The organism is Patiriisocius marinus (assembly GCF_008974325.1).
GTDB lineage: Bacteria > Bacteroidota > Bacteroidia > Flavobacteriales > Flavobacteriaceae > Patiriisocius > Patiriisocius marinus.
On the sequence record NZ_BKCG01000002.1, the window covers coordinates 153,906 to 171,610 of the forward strand.

Annotated in this window: 19 protein-coding genes; 6 read left to right on the top strand and 13 right to left on the bottom strand. The window is 32.0% G+C overall.

All coding sequences use genetic code 11. From position 1 onward, the window contains the following. The first annotated feature begins 116 nt into the window (after positions 1 to 116). Together GBH57_RS05700 and GBH57_RS05705 are read left to right on the top strand one after the other, a co-directional pair. Complete coding sequence (locus GBH57_RS05700; RefSeq protein WP_151673115.1) at positions 117 to 575, top strand: DUF4442 domain-containing protein; 459 nt, start codon at positions 117 to 119, stop codon at positions 573 to 575. Between the two features lie 152 nt (positions 576 to 727). Then, a complete protein-coding gene (locus GBH57_RS05705) occupies positions 728 to 925 on the top strand; it encodes a hypothetical protein (RefSeq protein WP_151673116.1) in 198 nt (65 codons plus the stop codon). A gap of 55 nt (positions 926 to 980) precedes the next feature. On the opposite strand, the gene GBH57_RS05710 is transcribed toward GBH57_RS05705, so the two are convergent. From GBH57_RS05710 to GBH57_RS05755, 10 genes are all read right to left on the bottom strand, one after another. Next, complete coding sequence (locus GBH57_RS05710) at positions 981 to 1,916, bottom strand: LysR family transcriptional regulator (RefSeq protein ID WP_151673117.1); 936 nt, start codon at positions 1,914 to 1,916, stop codon at positions 981 to 983. A gap of 131 nt (positions 1,917 to 2,047) precedes the next feature. Continuing rightward, complete coding sequence (locus tag GBH57_RS05715) at positions 2,048 to 2,470, bottom strand: DUF2141 domain-containing protein (protein WP_151673118.1); 423 nt, start codon at positions 2,468 to 2,470, stop codon at positions 2,048 to 2,050. Between the two features lie 172 nt (positions 2,471 to 2,642). Then, on the bottom strand, positions 2,643 to 3,362 hold the full coding sequence (locus GBH57_RS05720) for a T9SS type A sorting domain-containing protein (RefSeq protein ID WP_151673119.1): 720 nt from the start codon (positions 3,360 to 3,362) through the stop codon (positions 2,643 to 2,645). 4 nt (positions 3,363 to 3,366) lie between these two features. Beyond that, complete coding sequence (locus GBH57_RS05725) at positions 3,367 to 6,081, bottom strand: S8 family serine peptidase (protein WP_151673120.1); 2,715 nt, start codon at positions 6,079 to 6,081, stop codon at positions 3,367 to 3,369. A 281-nt stretch (positions 6,082 to 6,362) separates the two neighbouring features. Beyond that, on the bottom strand, positions 6,363 to 7,694 hold the full coding sequence (locus GBH57_RS05730; RefSeq protein WP_151673121.1) for a DUF58 domain-containing protein: 1,332 nt from the start codon (positions 7,692 to 7,694) through the stop codon (positions 6,363 to 6,365). Positions 7,695 to 7,697: 3 nt separating this feature from the next. Beyond that, a complete protein-coding gene (locus tag GBH57_RS05735) occupies positions 7,698 to 8,699 on the bottom strand; it encodes an AAA family ATPase (protein WP_151673122.1) in 1,002 nt (333 codons plus the stop codon). After that, positions 8,689 to 9,903, bottom strand: a complete 1,215-nt coding sequence (locus GBH57_RS05740; protein WP_151673123.1) for a DUF4350 domain-containing protein — start codon at positions 9,901 to 9,903, stop codon at positions 8,689 to 8,691. The genes GBH57_RS05735 and GBH57_RS05740 overlap by 11 nt, the downstream gene beginning before the upstream one ends. Beyond that, positions 9,900 to 10,418 carry a DUF4129 domain-containing protein gene (locus tag GBH57_RS05745; protein ID WP_161596069.1) on the bottom strand — a complete coding sequence of 173 codons (519 nt, stop codon included), beginning with the start codon at positions 10,416 to 10,418 and terminating at the stop codon, positions 9,900 to 9,902. The genes GBH57_RS05740 and GBH57_RS05745 overlap by 4 nt, the downstream gene beginning before the upstream one ends. A 254-nt stretch (positions 10,419 to 10,672) precedes the next feature. Beyond that, complete coding sequence (locus GBH57_RS05750; protein ID WP_151673125.1) at positions 10,673 to 11,563, bottom strand: hypothetical protein; 891 nt, start codon at positions 11,561 to 11,563, stop codon at positions 10,673 to 10,675. Positions 11,564 to 11,571: 8 nt separating this feature from the next. Continuing rightward, complete coding sequence (locus tag GBH57_RS05755; protein WP_151673126.1) at positions 11,572 to 12,546, bottom strand: stage II sporulation protein M; 975 nt, start codon at positions 12,544 to 12,546, stop codon at positions 11,572 to 11,574. Between the two features lie 34 nt (positions 12,547 to 12,580). On the opposite strand from GBH57_RS05755, the gene GBH57_RS05760 reads away from it, so the two are divergent. Both GBH57_RS05760 and GBH57_RS05765 read left to right on the top strand, forming a co-directional pair. Next, positions 12,581 to 13,294, top strand: coding sequence for an RDD family protein (locus GBH57_RS05760; RefSeq protein WP_151673127.1), 714 nt, complete (start codon positions 12,581 to 12,583; stop codon positions 13,292 to 13,294). Beyond that, entirely contained in the window at positions 13,294 to 13,911 is a 618-nt protein-coding gene (locus GBH57_RS05765) for a trimeric intracellular cation channel family protein (RefSeq protein WP_151673128.1), read from the top strand. The genes GBH57_RS05760 and GBH57_RS05765 overlap by 1 nt, the downstream gene beginning before the upstream one ends. 16 nt (positions 13,912 to 13,927) lie before the next feature. Here the strand turns inward: GBH57_RS05765 and GBH57_RS05770 are convergent, their stop codons facing one another. Next, entirely contained in the window at positions 13,928 to 14,584 is a 657-nt protein-coding gene (locus tag GBH57_RS05770) for a tetratricopeptide repeat protein (protein ID WP_151673129.1), read from the bottom strand. 1 nt (position 14,585) lies between these two features. Continuing rightward, positions 14,586 to 15,353: a peptidylprolyl isomerase gene (locus GBH57_RS05775; RefSeq protein ID WP_151673130.1), complete on the bottom strand. Its 768-nt coding sequence runs from the start codon at positions 15,351 to 15,353 to the stop codon at positions 14,586 to 14,588. On the opposite strand from GBH57_RS05775, the gene GBH57_RS05780 reads away from it, so the two are divergent. Together GBH57_RS05780 and GBH57_RS05785 are read left to right on the top strand one after the other, a co-directional pair. Further along, the gene (locus GBH57_RS05780) at positions 15,347 to 15,988 is read left to right on the top strand and encodes an NUDIX hydrolase (protein ID WP_151673131.1); all 642 of its coding nucleotides are present in this window, start codon (positions 15,347 to 15,349) and stop codon (positions 15,986 to 15,988) included. The two genes, GBH57_RS05775 and GBH57_RS05780, sit on opposite strands and share 7 nt — an antisense overlap. Positions 15,989 to 16,064: 76 nt before the next feature. After that, entirely contained in the window at positions 16,065 to 16,868 is an 804-nt protein-coding gene (locus tag GBH57_RS05785) for a lysophospholipid acyltransferase family protein (RefSeq protein ID WP_151673132.1), read from the top strand. Positions 16,869 to 16,881: 13 nt separating this feature from the next. Here GBH57_RS05785 and GBH57_RS05790 read toward each other — a convergent pair whose 3' ends face one another. Next, a complete protein-coding gene (locus GBH57_RS05790) occupies positions 16,882 to 17,682 on the bottom strand; it encodes a hypothetical protein (RefSeq protein WP_151673133.1) in 801 nt (266 codons plus the stop codon). Between the last annotated feature and the right edge of the window lie 23 nt (positions 17,683 to 17,705).

The following is a 17,705-nucleotide window of genomic DNA, read 5'->3' on the forward strand; positions in this document are numbered from 1 at the left end:
AGTTGTTTGTGTGTTTTTGTAGCGTTTGATTAAAATTAGCATAAAAATTATTCCATTAAAAAATTGAACAATATTTAGGGGTATATTTGCTATCTTCGCTAGAAACTTAGAATAATATGATGCCCACTCCTGCTAAAATTAACCTATATACGATGTTTAAATTACCTTCTGTTTATTTAACAGGTATTAGGGTAAAAGAACTTTCAGATAAAACCTGTGTAACATCAGTAAAGCATAGGTGGATTAATCAAAATCCTTTCAAATCTCTTTTTTGGGCTGTACAAGGTATGGCTGCAGAGTTAAGTACGGGTTCAATGGTTATTGGTGGTATTGAGGAAAGCGGAAAGTCAATTTCTATGTTAGTAGCTAACAATAAAGCAACTTTCACTAAAAAGGCTAGAGGCCGTATTAATTTTACTTGTAATGATGGTCATCTAATAAGGGAAGCTATTAAGGCGACTGTTGAAACTGGAGAAGGTCAAACCTTCTGGATGAAGTCTACAGGAACTGATCAAGAGGGAGATATAGTTTCCGTTTTTGATTTTGAATGGACAGTACGATTGAGGGCTAAGTAGTTGTCTTTTAGCGTATTGTTGAAAACTTTTTTTATTATTTAGAATCAATATTCGTTTGTATTGAAATATTTACTATCTTTAATCGTCTATAAATAAAAACATACAGCCTATACAGAAAACACTACTCTATTAACATTAAATTAAGTTACACTATGGCTAGAGCAATGTTTGACTACACGAAAGCAGTCTTATCAAAAGTTAGTTTTGACACTACACTTTTTTGTAAAGAGCTTCAAAAAGCACTTTCAAGATTATTACCTTATGAGATTGAGGAATTAAAAATCTGGGTAGATTCTCTCGTTAAAACTAATCCACAATTAGATCAATGTTTGATCTATTTAAATCCATAAAAAAAAGGCATCTTTTAAATAAGGTGCCTTTTTTTTATTTGTATAAATGTATATGCTATTTAATAGGGCTCACAATTTTTACATCTTGAAAACGAATAGCTCCTCTTACCACACCAGCGATAACATCGTACATAGCATTAATTATTTGAAGTTTTAATTCATTTGTACTATAAATAAGACTTACCTCTCTAGCTGGAGAAGGCTCTTCAAAATACCTTAATTTTGATAACTGTCTCTCAGGAATATCAAGTGTGTGTAAATAGGGTAGAAGCGTCATCCCTAATCCTTCATTAGATAATTTTATAAGTGTTTCAAAGCTTCCACTTTGTAATTGAAAGTGATCTTCAGAAATGGCAGCATTTGATTTACATAAGTTGATAATTCCATCTCTAAAACAATGTCCATCTTCAAGTAACAATAAATCATCAAGATCTAAATCATCTACATTAATTTTTTCTTTTTCTGATAGTTTATGTCCTTCTGGTATATATGCTACAAATGGTTCGTAATAAATTACACGTTCTTTAATTTTTTCTTGCTCTAAAGGTGTTGCTGCTATTGCTGCATCTAAATGACCTCTTTTTAATTTTGAGATAATTTCGTCTGTGGTAAGTTCTTCTATTTTTAGTTGAACTTTAGGGTATTTGTTCGTGAAGTTTTTTAAGAACATAGGTAGTAAAGTTGGCATCACAGTGGGAATAATACCAATTTTAAATTCTCCGCCAATAAACCCTTTTTCTTGGTCTACAACATCTTGCATGCGGTTTGATTCATTTACAATACTCTTGGCTTGAGTTACAATTTTTTGGCCAATAGGGGTTAACTCAATAGGTTTTGTACTTCTGTCAAAAATGACTATTTCAAGTTCTTCTTCTAATTTTTGTATTTGCATACTTAATGTAGGCTGCGTTACAAAAGTTTTTTGTGCTGCTTTGGTAAAGTTTTTAGCTTCAGCGACTGCAAGAACATACTTAAGTTGGGTAATAGTCATTTTGTTTAAATTTAAAGCAAATATAATTATTAATGATAGTTAGGCAAAGCAAAAAAGTTTTTCTTTATAGTAAAATCCCGCTTAAGTTATGTACTAACTTAAGCGGGATTTTTAAAATATAGTATGTAGTCTTATAATCGTATTTCCATTGAAATAGCTTTATTAGTAACGTTAAATTTTGCTGCAGACCAGTTAGGAGGCCCATAACTCATTGCGTTATTAGAAGCACCATAGTCCTCTAAAGGCATACCGTTAGCAGCAAAGTCCATTATCTTATTATCATTTTTATCGTGAAATATGGTGATAGCGTAGGCTCCTGATGGTACATTTTTAAATGTAACTACTGCTTTTCCATCTTTAATTTCTCCTACTTGGCCTTGTATGGCTTCAGCTTTCATAAAGGTTGTTTCAGTATGTAACCCAAGTATTATCTTTCCTTGTGTTGAATTTGAAGGAACTGTTACTGTTATGTCTTGACCTTTAGTAGTTACAGATTGGGCGTTTGTGATAATAAATGTTAGACTAAGTGCGATTGATAGGATAATTGCTTTCATAATTATAGGATTTAGTGGTTCGTATTATTTGTTGAAGCAAAGATGCAAGGAACTTAAAGTTTCAGAAAAAGGGAATAACTGAATTGTTATATTTTATTGCTGAAATGTTAGTTTAAAAAAAATTGCGCAAACAATTCAGTAGTTTGCGCAATTTTAATTAATAAAAATAATATTAGTATTTCAAAAATTTTAAAGTCTCAATTTGATGATTATTGGTAATTAATTTTAAAAAATAGAAACCACCTGGTAATTGCTCGATATTTATAGAGAATGTTTTGGTAGTATCAATATTTTTTGATGAAATGAGTTTGCCAGTGATTGTATAGATACCGTAATTTAATATGTTATTATTGCTATTAATTGTTATAGAATTTACTGCGGGGTTAGGTGTTAAACTAGATTTTGAAATACTATTAGAATTTAAAGATAATATTTCATTACTATATGTCGCACTATTTCCTTCACCATTATTTATTTCTAAAAACAAAATGTCATTTTCAGAAAAAATAGCATAACTAAAATCATTTTTTGCTAAACTAGGAGAAACATTCGTGTTGTAATATATCGAATTATGTGCTTGAACAAATTGGAAATTATCACCTCCGCAAATCCCTAATAATACAGTGCCGCCATCATCCATTAATGTAAATTGATCGTCAGAAATGTACATATCAATTAATCCCTGTAAATATTCTTGACATATTGAGGTTTCTACGTTTATTACAGTGTTATCCATAAAAAGAGTTGTGTTTTGTAACTCTTCTGGAGTAACTATATCTGTATTATCAATTGTAAGTTTTTGCAGAAACCATTCATTTTCTGTTAGTTGAGGGTTTTGGCTGCTAGTAACAAAACAAATCGATAAAAAAAGTATTGTGAAAATTTTTCTCATTTTTTTAATTTTTATAAAGGTATTTTGAAGAAACTATCTCACCATCACAAACTAGAGCAATTGCATATATGCCGTTTTCATAATTTGTTACATCTAGATTTATTGTCGTTAATGACGGGTCAATAATATAATTATTAGAAGTATTATTGTTAGTACCAACAACCATTATATAAGCAGAAGTAGCTTCATCAGCAATGTAATTTATTGAAACAGTTGAATTAGAGGGATTAGGAGCTAAACTCTCTATTTTATATGGATTCACTTTTATTTTAACTTCATCATAGTCTTTGTAACCATCACTATCAGAAATTATTTCTAAAGTATAAGTTTTTGTGACATTTGGAGATACTGTTAAGTTTTCTCCAGTGTAAATTAAATTACCCTCAGGATCATACCAATTATACTGAGCAGCCTCATTTATTTGCGCAGCACTTATAGTAACTGATTCATCTTTATCAATTTCTTTATTATTGCCCGCCTCAGCTTGAAAATTAGGCCGAGGATACTTATTTATAACATATGTTTCACCACCAATAATTTCATCATTGTTAGAGTCTCTTTGTATTACGTGGAAAGTATAGTTTTGTGTTTCATCTTTTTTATCTGTTAAAAAATTGAAAGATATGTTTATAGCGCTATAGCTATTCGGTGGTAAAATAATATTATTTAAATTTGCTTTTTGATTGTTTACTATTTTATTATTTGGAGTCTTATCTTCTGAAAAATTGACACTTAATGAACCTCCATTTTCCCAAGAATCTAGAATTGAATTGTCCATTTGAACTATAATCTCTGCTGCTTCGTATAGTGGTTTTATTCCAGAAATAGTATCTGTTACAAATTCTAAATAGGAACTTTTTGATGAACTTGTTGAATTTCCAACACCAATTACTCCACTTATATCTGATGTAACATCTGAAGCTATGTCAACAACTGTTGTATTTTTCCAAGCAATATTATTATTGTTCATCACATTTTCAGTAATAGATGTTCCTTCAGAAAAAGTCATTGGATCATTATGTGTATCAATTCTACCTAAAAAACAAAAATGCCATTTATTAGGATTTATATTTTCATAATCATCTGGATTTGGCATATCATTCCATGTAAATTTTATTAATTTAGATTCACCAGGTTCTAATATTGGTATTGTCATTACTCCTACTTCATTACCCATTAGAATATCTTGATTAGTAACTGGATCGGTTATGTATAAATCTCCAGTCCAATGAAGAGGCCAAGTTAATTCTGTATTGGCCTTAGCCCAATAAAGTCTAAGATTATCAGTACCATCTGATGTTATACAACTATTGTTAGTGATTCTAACATAAACAAAATTGGGCAAATTATCAGAATATTCAGGATTTTGATGAACTGATATTAAATCTCCATCGTCTTGATTTCTGACAAATATATCTTTACTTCTCCAAACAAAATCAGTTTCTATGTCAGGTTCCATTAGTAAATCAATTTCTGAATTCTGCATTGCTAAATCTAGACCTGGCTTGGGATTAACGATACAATCAGCTGTTTTTACTGCTCTAAAAGCATTAATTCTGCCAGTGCCAATTAATCCAAGATATTGTTGATTATAAGGAATATAATAAATATCATCTGCTGTGTCTTTTATAATATCTTTAACTTCGGCTGGAGTAAAATTAGGATTGATTGAAAATAAAAGACCAGCTAGAGCGGTAACATAAGGTGTAGCTCCAGATGTGCCAACATTTAAAGAATAACCCATTGGATAAACGGCATAATCTTCTGTAGCAGCTAACGTTAAAATACCAGGTGCAGTTACATCAACTTTATCATTTCTAGTGTGACCACCTTGACCATATTCAGGCCTACCTGCGTGACAATCTTGCCAAGAACTCCACCAAAATGGAGTACCGTATGGATCAGTTAAATTATGATCTTCACCAATGGGTACTCTAGAACCGACTGATGTAACGGATATTGTAGAGTCATAAGATGCAGGATAATAATAAGTATTACTATTAGAATTTCCAGCTCCCGCAACAACAAGAACACCATTATCTTCGACTTCAGCTATAACTTCATCAAGATCTTCCTTAAATGGACTGTTTTCTGAAAAAATCCAGCTACAATTAATCACTCGAACACCGGGGTATTGGGAAAGTTGTAGTAGCCCATTAATTAATGATGCTCTAGAAATTGTTGAATTTGAATCACTAAATGCGGTTGCAAATACTACACTTAAATCATAACCGAGACTAGCCATACCTAAATTATTACCTGTATTTGCATTAATAGCACTTGTAACTCCTAGCCCATGATTAACATTATTTTGATTAATAATTATATTATCATGAATTTGACCCAAATCTTCGTGATTATTATTAATATTGGTATCTACAACCCCAACAAGAGTATTTGGATCACCAGTAGTTACTGTCCAAGCTAATGGAGCTTTAATTAAATCCAAACTAGTACTTCTACCTCCTGTAATTATATCTATGTAATCATCGGGTATAGCAGTAAAATTTTGATTCAGTAAAACATCTTGGTTATCTTCAATTATTAGGTTAAATTTATTTACTTCTACACTTTGTCTAACGTCATTTATAGGACTGTTTTTTTCTAAAGCAATCAAGTATACTCTTTTTAGTCTTGGTGTCTCCGCAGTTGGATATAATTGTTTAAACTCAAATAAATTTTTAGAATTTAATTTAGTTGCAAAATTATTGTTACTCATATTTAGAGTGATAGTCTGATTATCATTTATTGTTTTCTGAATAATACCTAGTTCACTACCCTCATTTATTTCTAAATAGTAATAATCAAAGTTCTGTGATTGAGCAAAATTAAATACGACAATAAAGATTAGGCATATTGATTGATGGGGGGGTAAAGTTAAAATTTTTCATAATAAAGGTATTGAAGTATTAGCGGGGAGTCATCATAAAGATAGTAATTTTTTTTAAAGTTTAAATTTACCTTCAAATTAGATTTTATATTATAATCTAATAATACTCATTACAAAATCCCTCTCGCCTTAATTTCTAAATACTTATTAATTGTATTTACCGTTAAATCTTCTGGAGAAGTTAAAATGGCTTGAATGCCTCGTTGTTGTAACTCACGTAAAATTACTTTTTTATCAAACTCAAATTGTTGCGCAATAGTTTGATCCATAATATCACTTGTAGTTTCAGCTTTTGATTGAACTAAGGTTTTAAGTTCCGTATTTTCAAAAAAGATAACCACAAGCACGTGTTTTTTAGCAATAACTTGTAAATAAGGAAGTTGTCTTTGTAATGATGATATATGTTCAAAATTAGTGTACAGTAGCAGTAAGCTACGTTGTGTAATTTTACGTCTTACAAGCGATTGTAAAATTCCGTAGTCTGCATCTAGATATTTACTGTCCACGTTATACAGCGCCTCCATTATAGTCATTAGGTAGGTTTTCTTAGATTGTGCTGGTAAAAAATTACCTAGTTTATTTGAAAAATCTATTAGTCCTACTTTATCTTTTTTCTTTAGTGCAATGTTAGAAAATGCTAGAGCACTATTGATAGCGTAGTCAACAAGTTTTAGACCTTCAAAAGGCATTTTCATAACACGGCTAGTATCAATAATACTATAAACTGGTTGCATTTTTTCATCTTGAAATTGATTAACCATTAATTGGCCTTGCTTTGCAGTTGCTTTCCAGTTTACGGTACGTACATCATCTCCAGGAATATATTCTTTTATTTGTTCAAATTCCATGGTGTGACCTATTCTTCTAATTTTTTTCAAGCCAAGATGAGATCTTCGGTTATCAATTGCTAGAAAATCGTATGCTTTCATTTGGATAAATGATGGATATACTTTTACTAATTGTTCATTATTAAAAGTATAGCGCTTTCTAACTAACCTTAAGAAGGTAGTTGTATAGCAATTTAAATTTCCGAAGTGATACTCACCACGATCAACTGGTCTAACATCATAGGTGAAATTAGCACGCTCGTTACCTTTTATTTGCAGTTCTTGAAAGAAATCGCGCTTTTGAAATTGAACAGGTAACTCATCCACCAAAGCCACGTGAATGTTGAAAGGGTGTTTGTTTTGTAGCTGAATAATAACCGGATTTAAATCACTATTTGAAAATTTATCGGGAACTATTCGGTTTGCTATAAGTCCTTTAGTTGTAAAGAGCATTACCATTTCTACTAAAACCAGAATGCTTAAAAAGAATACAATAATCCACAATATTCCATAGATGCTATTATACCAATAGGAAGCTAAAAATAGCGCTATAAGTACAGCTAGCACATAAAAGAAACGTGGCGTTAGGTATAAGGATTTAAAGAAATTAATCATTAATTATCTTGGGATTTCTACAGATTGAGCAATCATATCTATAACAGCTTCTGGTGTCATTCCTTCCATCTCTCGCTCTGGTGAGAGAATGATTCTGTGTCTTAATACAGGCGCTAAGGCTTTCTTAACGTCATCTGGCGTTACAAAATCTCTTCCTTCAAGAGCTGCGAAAGCTTTGGCAGCATTCATTATTGCTAGTGAAGCTCTTGGTGAGGCTCCTAAATAAAGATGTGGGTGATTACGGGTGTTATGTACAATTTGAGCGATGTACATAAATAGCTTTTCATCAATTAATATATCTTGTACTTGCAATCTAAATTTCTTTAGACTTTCAGCATTTAAAACACCTTCAATTTCATCTTTTGGCATGGCGTTTTTGCGTGCATGATGGCTTTGTAAAATTATTACTTCTTCTTTTAGTTTTGGGTAATCAACTTTTATTTTAAATAGAAAACGGTCTAATTGTGCTTCAGGTAATGCATAGGTTCCTTCTTGCTCCACAGGGTTTTGAGTGGCTAAAACCATAAATGGATATTCCATAATATACCGTTCACCATCCATTGTAATTTGGCGTTCTTCCATTACTTCAAAAAGGGCTGCTTGAGTTTTAGCGGGAGCTCTATTTATTTCATCAATTAAAACAATGTTAGAAAAAATAGGCCCTTTTTTAAATTCAAATTCTGAAGTTTTCATGTTTAGAACTGAAGTTCCTAAAACATCACTTGGCATTAAATCTGGTGTAAATTGGATTCGGCTAAAATCGGTTTTCAATGTTCTTGCAAATAATTTAGCAGTAATTGTTTTAGCTATTCCTGGAACACCTTCAATAAGTACATGGCCATTTGCAAGTAAGCTCACAATTAAAAGTTCAATAAACTCTTCTTGGCCAATAATAATTTTAGCTAATTGCGTTTTAATTTCTTGTACAGCATTTTTAAGCTCTTCTAAAGGAATACGATTGTTAAATTGTACATCGTCGTTAGTATCTTCAATATTATTTTCCATCCGTGTGTTTTTTAAATTCTGAAATAGTATGGTAAAGTGACTTTAATTGCTCTTCTGTCACGATGTTTTCTTGTTCAATTTGTGTGAGTAATTTTAATACGTTTTTAGTATCTTCAACGGTATTTCCACTTCGTGCAGCAACTTCGTTTACAAACTTTGTATCTAATATTGTGGTAGAAACACGCAGTCTAGTTCTAACATATTCCATGAACATACTCACTTGTTTTTTGGCAATTTCATTGTATTGTTTTTTATCGTAGTACATGCCTGAGATAGTTCGAGTATATTCAAAAGATCTATTGGTATTTGTCTTAAGTATTGGAATGCTACGTTGTTTACGTTTACCTTCAAAAAGCACAAAAAGTATTACACCAATTAGCAGTAAGTAATATGCCCATTTAAAATATTTATTAGCTAATAATAAATGAAGTGGCGATATATTAAAAGGTTTTCCTGTTTTGTAATGTGCGTCCCAATAAATAGTATTTTTAGTGTCTATATAGGAAAGTACTGCTTCGGTATAAGCTATGTTTTCATCTTTTTCAAGGAGAAAGTAATTACTGAAAATTTCAGGTTGTAAGTGGATGATAATTTCTCCATCACCCCAATTTTGTTGGATAAAATTAATTTCAGGTTCTTCTATTTTGTCTTCATTAAATGCACTAACAATCCCTAAAGCAACTTGCGAAAGTGTATCAATTTCTTCAAAATAAGGGATGCTTAAGTTACGCTCAATATGTACTTCTTTATCAAGTTTTAATATATTGTTTGATAGATTAAGTAGGGGCTCCGTAGTTACTTTATCTGAAAGCCAAACGGTTTGCGTTTCAAGTTTTAATGTGTCTTTTAATAAATGGCCAACATAGTTCGCAGAAATAAATATTTGATTACCACGATTAACCCAATTTAACAACCTATCTAATTCTGCTTCATCAAAATTTATATCATTATTTAAGAAAAAATAAGTTCCATTAAATGTTGAGTCATTCGCATTTTCAAACGGGGGGTTTGTTACTTTCTTTATTTGTTGTCCAAGTTTTTCGTCTAGTAACTTATACAATACTTTGCTTCCTAAAGGTACTGTGGCACTATCAACGTAACTTGGATACCAGCTTATGGGCACAGGCTTTGTTGCCTCCATATAGACTAAAGCTGAAATAGCTAGTAGGAAACCAGCAAACACTATTTTTTGAAAGCGACTCATGAATGTTTAGATATTAAGCGTTCAAGTTCGTTGAAAGTGTGTTGGGCTTTGCCGAAATTTTCTTGGGTGACATCAAAGTTACCGTACCAAATATAATCGTAAAGGGTGGTTGCTTTTTGAAAGCCTAAAGAAAGGTCGCTACTTTTTAATTCCCTTATATAATCTGAATTTGTTTTGTCAAATTCGTAGTCGATAAGTTGTTTTTCGCTTAATCCCTGTAAAACTAATAGGTAGTAGTAACGTACCGCTAACCTCTTGTCGTTGTTAAGTAGTGCTTTTTCAATTAGTTCTTTTATGTTTTTTGTTTTGATGATTTCTTCTTCTTCAGTAAAAAAGACTTCAGCAGACTTCGAGCTTCCTAATATTTTAGCTCCAGGATTCAATTTAATAAATAGCCAAACTAAAAATATAATAACTCCGGCAATGAGTAAATAAGGTAGAACACGAATAATAAAGCCTAAAAAACTTCCGGGATCATAATCCCCCACAAGCCAATGCCAGAAATCATTCCACAATCTATTTAACCAATTTTTAAAATCTGTCCACCAGTTAGATTGTTCATCGTATTCAGTATAATCGTAAGCATCATCACTTTTAAAATTTTCTAAACTATTTTTATCTAGACTAAGTGGTACTCGATTCCTCGTTTGATCGTATACGATAACTTGTTCTTTTATTTCAAGGGTGTCTTTATTTTGTCCATTTGTGACAAAGCACGAAATAGCATATAAAAGCGCGAGTATGAGTGTTGAAAATTTCAGAAGTACTCTTAGAATCTAGTTGTTAATGTATCGTCTGTTGTATCTCCTAAATTTTCTATTTGTTCAATAGTTCCGGTTAGGTTTTTCTTTTCGTTTAAGTTGAAATACACAAAAACCGTAGCTATCGCCATCATAGTATAACCTAAGTACTGGCCAATCATGCCAATGGCACTAAAAATAGTATAACCCCAATCAAACATAGCAGATGGGTCTGCTGAAATAGTTTCAGAATTAACGAAAGCTTTTAAAAAGAAATAAATGTATTGTGGTATTTGAAAAACTATAATCATTACATAGTAAAGTAATCCTACTACAAACATTGTTGCAAACGTCATCCACCATTCTCCTTTTATTAATTTGAAGCTGTAGTTAATAGTGTCGGAAATATCCATACGATCCATAATGAAAATAGAGTAGGTGCAAATAAGTACTATTGAAAAATAAATACCTGGAATACCACAAAAGGCTAGTCCAATACCAATAATTATTGCTGAAATTAAATTTAGTCCCACTAAGCTCCAAAAATCATTTTTCACTCCTTGAGTTACATCTTCCTTAACCACAATTCCGTTATTGTTGATATACGATTTTATATAATGATTTATTACACCATAAAGTAATGCGTAATAAGCTAATCCAGATAGTATTAGAAATAATACAGCAATCCAAAATGATCCTGAAAAATTAGAAGTACTTCCTAGTACACCTAAGCTGTCCATTCCTGTAACCATCGTGCGAGTGTACACACTCATTGCAATTACCATAATTAATAGCGCAGGACCAGCAATTCTAAATATATAGCCAAAAAGTTCTTTTCCTTCAAGACGTAAAAACTTAAAAGTATCACTTAGAATTTCTCCTAATTCTCGCTCTTTTTTAAAAGTGATGGTTTCTTTCATAATATAGTCTACAATGTTTTTAATAAGTTTTTATGTGCTCTATTAAGTTTAATTGGGTAAAATATATAGTACCACAATATAAGAGCTAATGATGACCCAATAATAAGTATTGCTAGCCAGTCTGGCATTTCGGTATGTCTAGTTACATAGCTTTCTAAAAACCCTGCAACTATAAAAAATGGTATGGTACTAAGCATTATTTTTAATCCATCTTTAACCCCTCTAATAAAGCTCTGAAGCCTAGTGTATGTTCCGGGAAATAAAATACTGTTTCCTAGAACAAGCCCAGCGCAACCAGCAATTATAATTACCGATATTTCAATAGTACCATGTATCCATATTGTACGTACAGACTCCCATCCTAAGTTATTTTCAAAGAAAAAATATTGAAAACTACCAAGCATTACTGCATTTCGCATCATAATAAACATTGTCCCTAAACCTAAAAAGATACCATATATAAATGCATATAAAGCAACCATAATATTATTGAGTGTAATCCCAACAAACATTGTAGTTTGTTTCATTTTTTTATAAACCGCCATTGGATCTCCATTCTCAATATTTTCCATTGTCATGTTCACATACCCATCGCCTAAAATTAAGCGAACAAAATTGCCATCGGTTGCTGCTGAATATGCTCCAACAATCGAAAAAAGAAGGAAAGTTAGAAAGGCAATTAGTAGTTGTTTGTGATATTGAGCAAAAAAGTATGGAAATTCTTTAGTGAAAAACGTAATAAAACGCTTTCTCGACTCACGTTTAGTTTTATAAATTTTTTGGTGAGCAAGTACTGATAGGCTGTTTAAATACTTAAGGGTGTTGCTGTTAGGGTAAAATGTTTGCGCATAACTTAGATGATCTGTGACTTCCATATAGAGGTTGCTTAGCTCATCTGGAGGCATAACAGTATTATTACGAAGAACGCTTTCAAATTTTAACCATTTATCTTTATTTTGTTTCGCAAAAGCGGCCTCGCGCATATAGCAGGTGTTTTACTTCAAAGAAACAGATTAAATGGACAATTTTCAAATAGAAACGGCGCAAAATGTCAATATTTCTCAACAAGTTGCAGGAGTTGGTTCTCGTGTAGGAGCTTTCCTTATAGATATGTTGATTATAGTAGCGTACGCCTTAATTGTATCGTACATTTTTTCAGCATTAGATATGTTTGATGAGTTTCAAATTGTAGTTGGTGCAACTATTGGTTTGCCTATCTTTTTTTATCATTTAGTTTGGGAAGCAGCTTGGAACGGACGCTCTCCCGGCAAAGCGGCCTTAAAAATGCGCGTAGTAAAACTAGATGGTAGTACACCAGATTTTTCAAACTACATTATTAGATGGGTAATGCGTATAATCGATATCTCTATTTCTAGTGGTGCAATAGCATTGTTTACGGTATTGCTAAATGGTAAAGGACAACGACTAGGGGATATTGCAGCTCAAACAACAGTAATTTCTGAAAAAGACCCTATTCAACTTTCGCGAACTATATTAGAAGATATACCATCAGATTATATTCCGAAATATCCACAAGTAACAGTATTTAGTGATGCAGAAATGCAAACAATTAAAAACGTATTTCAAGACGCTAGAAGAAATAGTAGACATAAAATTATTTTAAAATTAGCTATTAAAGTTAGTGGCGTGATGAATGTTACTTTTGATGAAAAGCCAATTGATTTTGTAAATAAAGTGGTTAAAGATTATAATTTCTATACCCAACAATAATGGACGTAACATTTATTATAGATATTTTAGGAACCTTAGCATTTGCAATATCTGGTGCATTAACCGCTATGAAAAAGCAGTTAGATCCATTTGGTATATTTATTATAGCAATTGTAACCGCATTAGGAGGAGGTACTCTTCGTGATTTACTTATTGATGCACCTATAGTTTGGATGCGAGATTTAACGTATATTTATGTAATTGGTGTCGCTACATTATTAGCGGTAATTTTTAGAGAACGACTTAATTATATACGTAAATCACTCTTTTTATTTGATACTATAGGTATTGGTTTATATACTATAATAGGGGTGGAAAAAGGTATTGAAGCAGACTTCCCACCACTTATATGTATTGCTTTAGGAACAATGAGTGCTTGTTTTGGTGGTGTAATTAGAGATATACTTTGTACCGAAATACCAATAATATTTAGAAAAAACGTTTACGCTACAGCTTGTATTTTAGGAGGAGCAGTGTATTTTGTATTGCTTTACACAAAGCTACCTAACGTAGCTATAGTAGCTATATCAGGTGGCACAGTTGTATTGATTAGAATTTTAGCAGTAACATTTAATATATCACTGCCTAATATTTATAAGAAAGAAATTGTAAAATAGTCAGTGCACTAAATGGCTACTTTTTACTTTCTTTTGCATTTCGTTTTGCGAGTGCAATAAAAACTTTCATTTCTCTAATTCCAGTTTCTTCTAAAGCTTCTTCGTAAAGCTGAATAGCTTCGGTGTATTTTCCTTGTCTTTCAAAAATCCAACCTTTAGAAAAATTAGCTTGTGCATAACTTGGGTCTAATGCTATAGCATTTTCAAAATCCTCAAGCGCGCGGTCGTATGATTCTATTGCAAAATACATATTACCTCGACTCCAAAGTAAATCTGCTGAAGGTTCTTCTGAAATTTCAATAGTCAAATTCGAAAGTATATTTTGATCAAAAGCATCTTTCATTTCTAAAAAAGACTCTTCTCTCAACGCATTAAAATACTTGTAATATGCGTCGCAGTTAGCAACTAAATAATCTTGCGATTCGTAAAATAAATCTTGTCCAATAGCAATACCTTGTTCATATGGAGATACATCTGACTCTGGATCAATCAATTTTTCAAACGCCTCATCATACTTTGTGGTATTAAGTTCAAAACATTCATCGATGCCCATTTCGTCATCTCCGCTTTCAGTAAAACAATCACAAAGGTCTTTTCTGAATTCGGTTTTAAAATCTTGCGCATTTCCTATTAATGAAGTAGCAAATATGGCTATAGAAAGTATGTGTTTCATATTATTTAATTATATCGGCCGTTAGGGTCACATTAATTAATGGCCAGTCCTGGTCATCGTGTTCAACGTTTGCAATCTTCTCTACAATATCCATACCCTTTGTTACTTCACCAAAAATGGTATAATTTCCATTTAGATGTCTAGTAGATTTTTGTGGCCCTAAGAATATAAAAAACTCAAAAGGTTCAGTCATATTATCATCGTTATCGCGATAATATTTTGCTCCAGATAAGGTTCCTTTTTTGTGTATTCTACCTTTTTTAATTTCATTTGGAATTCGATAATTCTTCCCTATTCGGGCTCTGTCAATCTGCGTATCTCTATTATCACTAGTACCTGCCTGGATTATAAAATTAGGAACGACTCTATGGAAAAACGTAGTGTTAAAATATTTCTGTTTTACTAAATAAATAAAATTGGCTCTATGTAATGGAGTGTCGTCATATAGTGTTACTTCAATAGTCCCAAGACTTGTGTTGAATCTAACGTTCTTTTCAGGATTATTTTTTCCATATTCAGTTAGAAATTCCACCACATTATCTTTAGTAATTGGTGGGAATTCTTCAAGTGTTTCTGAAATTTTATCAGCATTAACAACTGTTAAACTATCTGCTATTTTTTCATTGTTTAATATTTCCGAAGCAAGAGATTTCGTTTTGTCTAATGCATCAATAGATGTATTTTGCTCGTGCTTTTTTGTATCTTCACAACTAGTGAGTATAATAAAAAGGCACAGTGTCAGACTTAAAAATTTAATAAAATATGACATTTGAAGAATTTGAGAAACAGATTGTAAAAGTAGCAAATTTGCCTTTACCCGGCGAAAATGCGCACTATAAAATGGCGCCCATTGAGCGATTAGAAGCATTGACTAAAATGGCTCGCGAAAAAGACGAAGCACGAAAAGCAGCAGTGCTGGCGTTGTTTTATCCTTCAAATGATGGTGTAACACATCTAATATTGATTTTAAGAAATACTTATAAAGGGGTACACAGTGCTCAAGTGGGTTTCCCTGGAGGTAAGGCTGAGCCAGAAGATGGTTCTTCTAAAGAAACGGCTTTGCGTGAAACCGAAGAAGAAGTAGGCGTACCTAGAAATACAGTTACAGTGTTGAAAAAAATGACTGAAATTTATATTCCACCAAGCGATTTTTTTGTGCAACCTTTTATAGGTATTACACAAAAAACTCCTCAATTTGTAGCCCAAGAGGAGGAAGTTGATGCATTAATTGAAGTACCACTTTCACATTTTTTAGATGATGCAGTTATGGTGAATAAAAGGATTACTACTTCCTATGCTACTGATATTGAAGTGCCTGCATACTTGTTGAATGGTCATGTAGTTTGGGGTGCTACTGCAATGATGCTTGGTGAAATTCGAGAGCTGCTTAAACAAGTACTCTAAAGCACAATATTTTGTACATTTGCCATCCCTGTGAAAAAACTCACACTTTTAAAACAGGTTAAACTAACGAAATACTATGGGGCTTTTCAAAAAAAATCCATTTGGGCATATACTTTTCCTTAAGCTTTGGTTAATCCGTATTCTTGGAGCATTAACACACAGGCGTTTTAAGGGGTTCAATACATTAGAGATAGAGGGTAGCGAAATTATTCGTGATCTCCCTGATACAAATGTGCTTTTTGTGTCAAACCATCAAACATATTTTGCTGATGTTGTTTCTATGTTTCACGTTTTTAATGCTAGCTTAAGTGGTCGTGAAGACAGTATTAAAAATATTGGGTATTTATGGAGACCAAAACTTAACCTATACTTTGTTGCAGCAAAAGAGACTATGCAGTCAGGTTTATTGCCTAAAATATTAGCTTATGCAGGATCAGTTAGTATTGAAAGAACTTGGAGGTCTGAAGGTAAAGATGTTAAACGTCAAGTAAAAATGAGCGATGTTAGTAGTATTTCTACTGCATTAAAAGATGGTTGGGTTATTACATTCCCACAAGGAACCACTAGGCCTTGGAAACCTATTAGAAGAGGGACAGCCCATTTAATTAAAAAAAATAAGCCTATTGTTGTGCCTATAGTTATAGATGGTTTTAGAAGATCATTTGACCGTAAAGGTATCCGAATTAAAAAGCGTGGTATTCTTCAATCTATGGAAATTAAAAAGCCATTAGATATTGATTATGACAACGTAACAGTTGCAGACCTAGTGGAGCAATTAGAAATGGCGATTGAGCAACATCCATCTTTCTTAAAAGTAATTCCTAAAGAAGAAATTTTAAGCGAAGAGGAGTTGAATAAAGAAAGAGAGTGGAGGTACTAGAATTAACATTAAGTTAGTTCAATTGAAAATGTATGTGATCATCGTGTCTTACAGCTTGGCAACCGTGAAATCTCACTTTATTATTTGTTAATCGCAGTCTGTTTTTTAAATGTGGTTCTATAAATACCTTACCAATATTTTTATGTTTTAATATTTCTCTAGCTAGTTTGCTAGTTCCTTTTTCTGAAAGTTTAAGAGTACTATTAACTGTACCAAGAGTTAGATATTTTGGAAAATCGTATTGCCAATATCCTTTGCTCTTGCAAATATTATTTTGATTTGTTTCTGTTTTTTTTGGTGTTTCAAAAACGCCATATCCACTAATCGATTTTTTCATATTAGTACCCTCTCCATTTTGCTTTTCGTATATTAGAGATACATCTATTTTCTTACCATCGTTATGGCTTAAATGTGGGAGTAGTGGAAATTTGTCAATAAACGGAAAATTTGCATCAAGATAGACTAACTGTATTCCATTTTGTTGTTTTTCGAAAGCAATTGAAATTTCATTTAAACTTTTATTTAAAGCTGGTTTAACGTAATTTCTATTTGCCAGTTTGTAAAATAAAGAATGCGCTTTTAGATGTTGTGTTTCCTTTATTTTTTCGCGTCCAAAAAAGGGTGCGATATTAGGGATAATTAAAAATGTAGCAGTTAAATATAGCGCTGTAAAAACACTTAGCCTTTTAATTTGTTTTTTAGATTTTTTTTTACCTATAAAAAGTATTGTAATTAAGTAGATAATTCCACCAACTTGTGTGACAATGGTTAACAGAATAATTATTACAAGGTGTAGGAATGTTTTCCAAAACATATATAGCATTTAAAAAATTTATA

What these genes read in the sequence shown, in the direction of transcription:
- GBH57_RS05710 (WP_151673117.1), bottom strand. Translation starts at nt 1,916, where the DNA reads ATGACTATTACCCAACTTAAGTATGTTCTTGCAGTCGCTGAAGCTAAA.
- GBH57_RS05780 (WP_151673131.1), top strand. Translation starts at nt 15,347, where the DNA reads ATGACATTTGAAGAATTTGAGAAACAGATTGTAAAAGTAGCAAATTTG.
- GBH57_RS05725 (WP_151673120.1), bottom strand. Translation starts at nt 6,081, where the DNA reads ATGAGTAACAATAATTTTGCAACTAAATTAAATTCTAAAAATTTATTT.
- GBH57_RS05755 (WP_151673126.1), bottom strand. Translation starts at nt 12,546, where the DNA reads ATGCGCGAGGCCGCTTTTGCGAAACAAAATAAAGATAAATGGTTAAAA.
- GBH57_RS05740 (WP_151673123.1), bottom strand. Translation starts at nt 9,903, where the DNA reads ATGAGTCGCTTTCAAAAAATAGTGTTTGCTGGTTTCCTACTAGCTATT.
- GBH57_RS05715 (WP_151673118.1), bottom strand. Translation starts at nt 2,470, where the DNA reads ATGAAAGCAATTATCCTATCAATCGCACTTAGTCTAACATTTATTATC.
- GBH57_RS05730 (WP_151673121.1), bottom strand. Translation starts at nt 7,694, where the DNA reads ATGATTAATTTCTTTAAATCCTTATACCTAACGCCACGTTTCTTTTAT.
- GBH57_RS05785 (WP_151673132.1), top strand. Translation starts at nt 16,065, where the DNA reads ATGGGGCTTTTCAAAAAAAATCCATTTGGGCATATACTTTTCCTTAAG.
- GBH57_RS05705 (WP_151673116.1), top strand. Translation starts at nt 728, where the DNA reads ATGGCTAGAGCAATGTTTGACTACACGAAAGCAGTCTTATCAAAAGTT.
- GBH57_RS05750 (WP_151673125.1), bottom strand. Translation starts at nt 11,563, where the DNA reads ATGAAAGAAACCATCACTTTTAAAAAAGAGCGAGAATTAGGAGAAATT.
- GBH57_RS05735 (WP_151673122.1), bottom strand. Translation starts at nt 8,699, where the DNA reads ATGGAAAATAATATTGAAGATACTAACGACGATGTACAATTTAACAAT.
- GBH57_RS05720 (WP_151673119.1), bottom strand. Translation starts at nt 3,362, where the DNA reads ATGAGAAAAATTTTCACAATACTTTTTTTATCGATTTGTTTTGTTACT.
- GBH57_RS05700 (WP_151673115.1), top strand. Translation starts at nt 117, where the DNA reads ATGATGCCCACTCCTGCTAAAATTAACCTATATACGATGTTTAAATTA.
- GBH57_RS05765 (WP_151673128.1), top strand. Translation starts at nt 13,294, where the DNA reads ATGGACGTAACATTTATTATAGATATTTTAGGAACCTTAGCATTTGCA.
- GBH57_RS05770 (WP_151673129.1), bottom strand. Translation starts at nt 14,584, where the DNA reads ATGAAACACATACTTTCTATAGCCATATTTGCTACTTCATTAATAGGA.
- GBH57_RS05775 (WP_151673130.1), bottom strand. Translation starts at nt 15,353, where the DNA reads ATGTCATATTTTATTAAATTTTTAAGTCTGACACTGTGCCTTTTTATT.
- GBH57_RS05760 (WP_151673127.1), top strand. Translation starts at nt 12,581, where the DNA reads ATGGACAATTTTCAAATAGAAACGGCGCAAAATGTCAATATTTCTCAA.
- GBH57_RS05790 (WP_151673133.1), bottom strand. Translation starts at nt 17,682, where the DNA reads ATGTTTTGGAAAACATTCCTACACCTTGTAATAATTATTCTGTTAACC.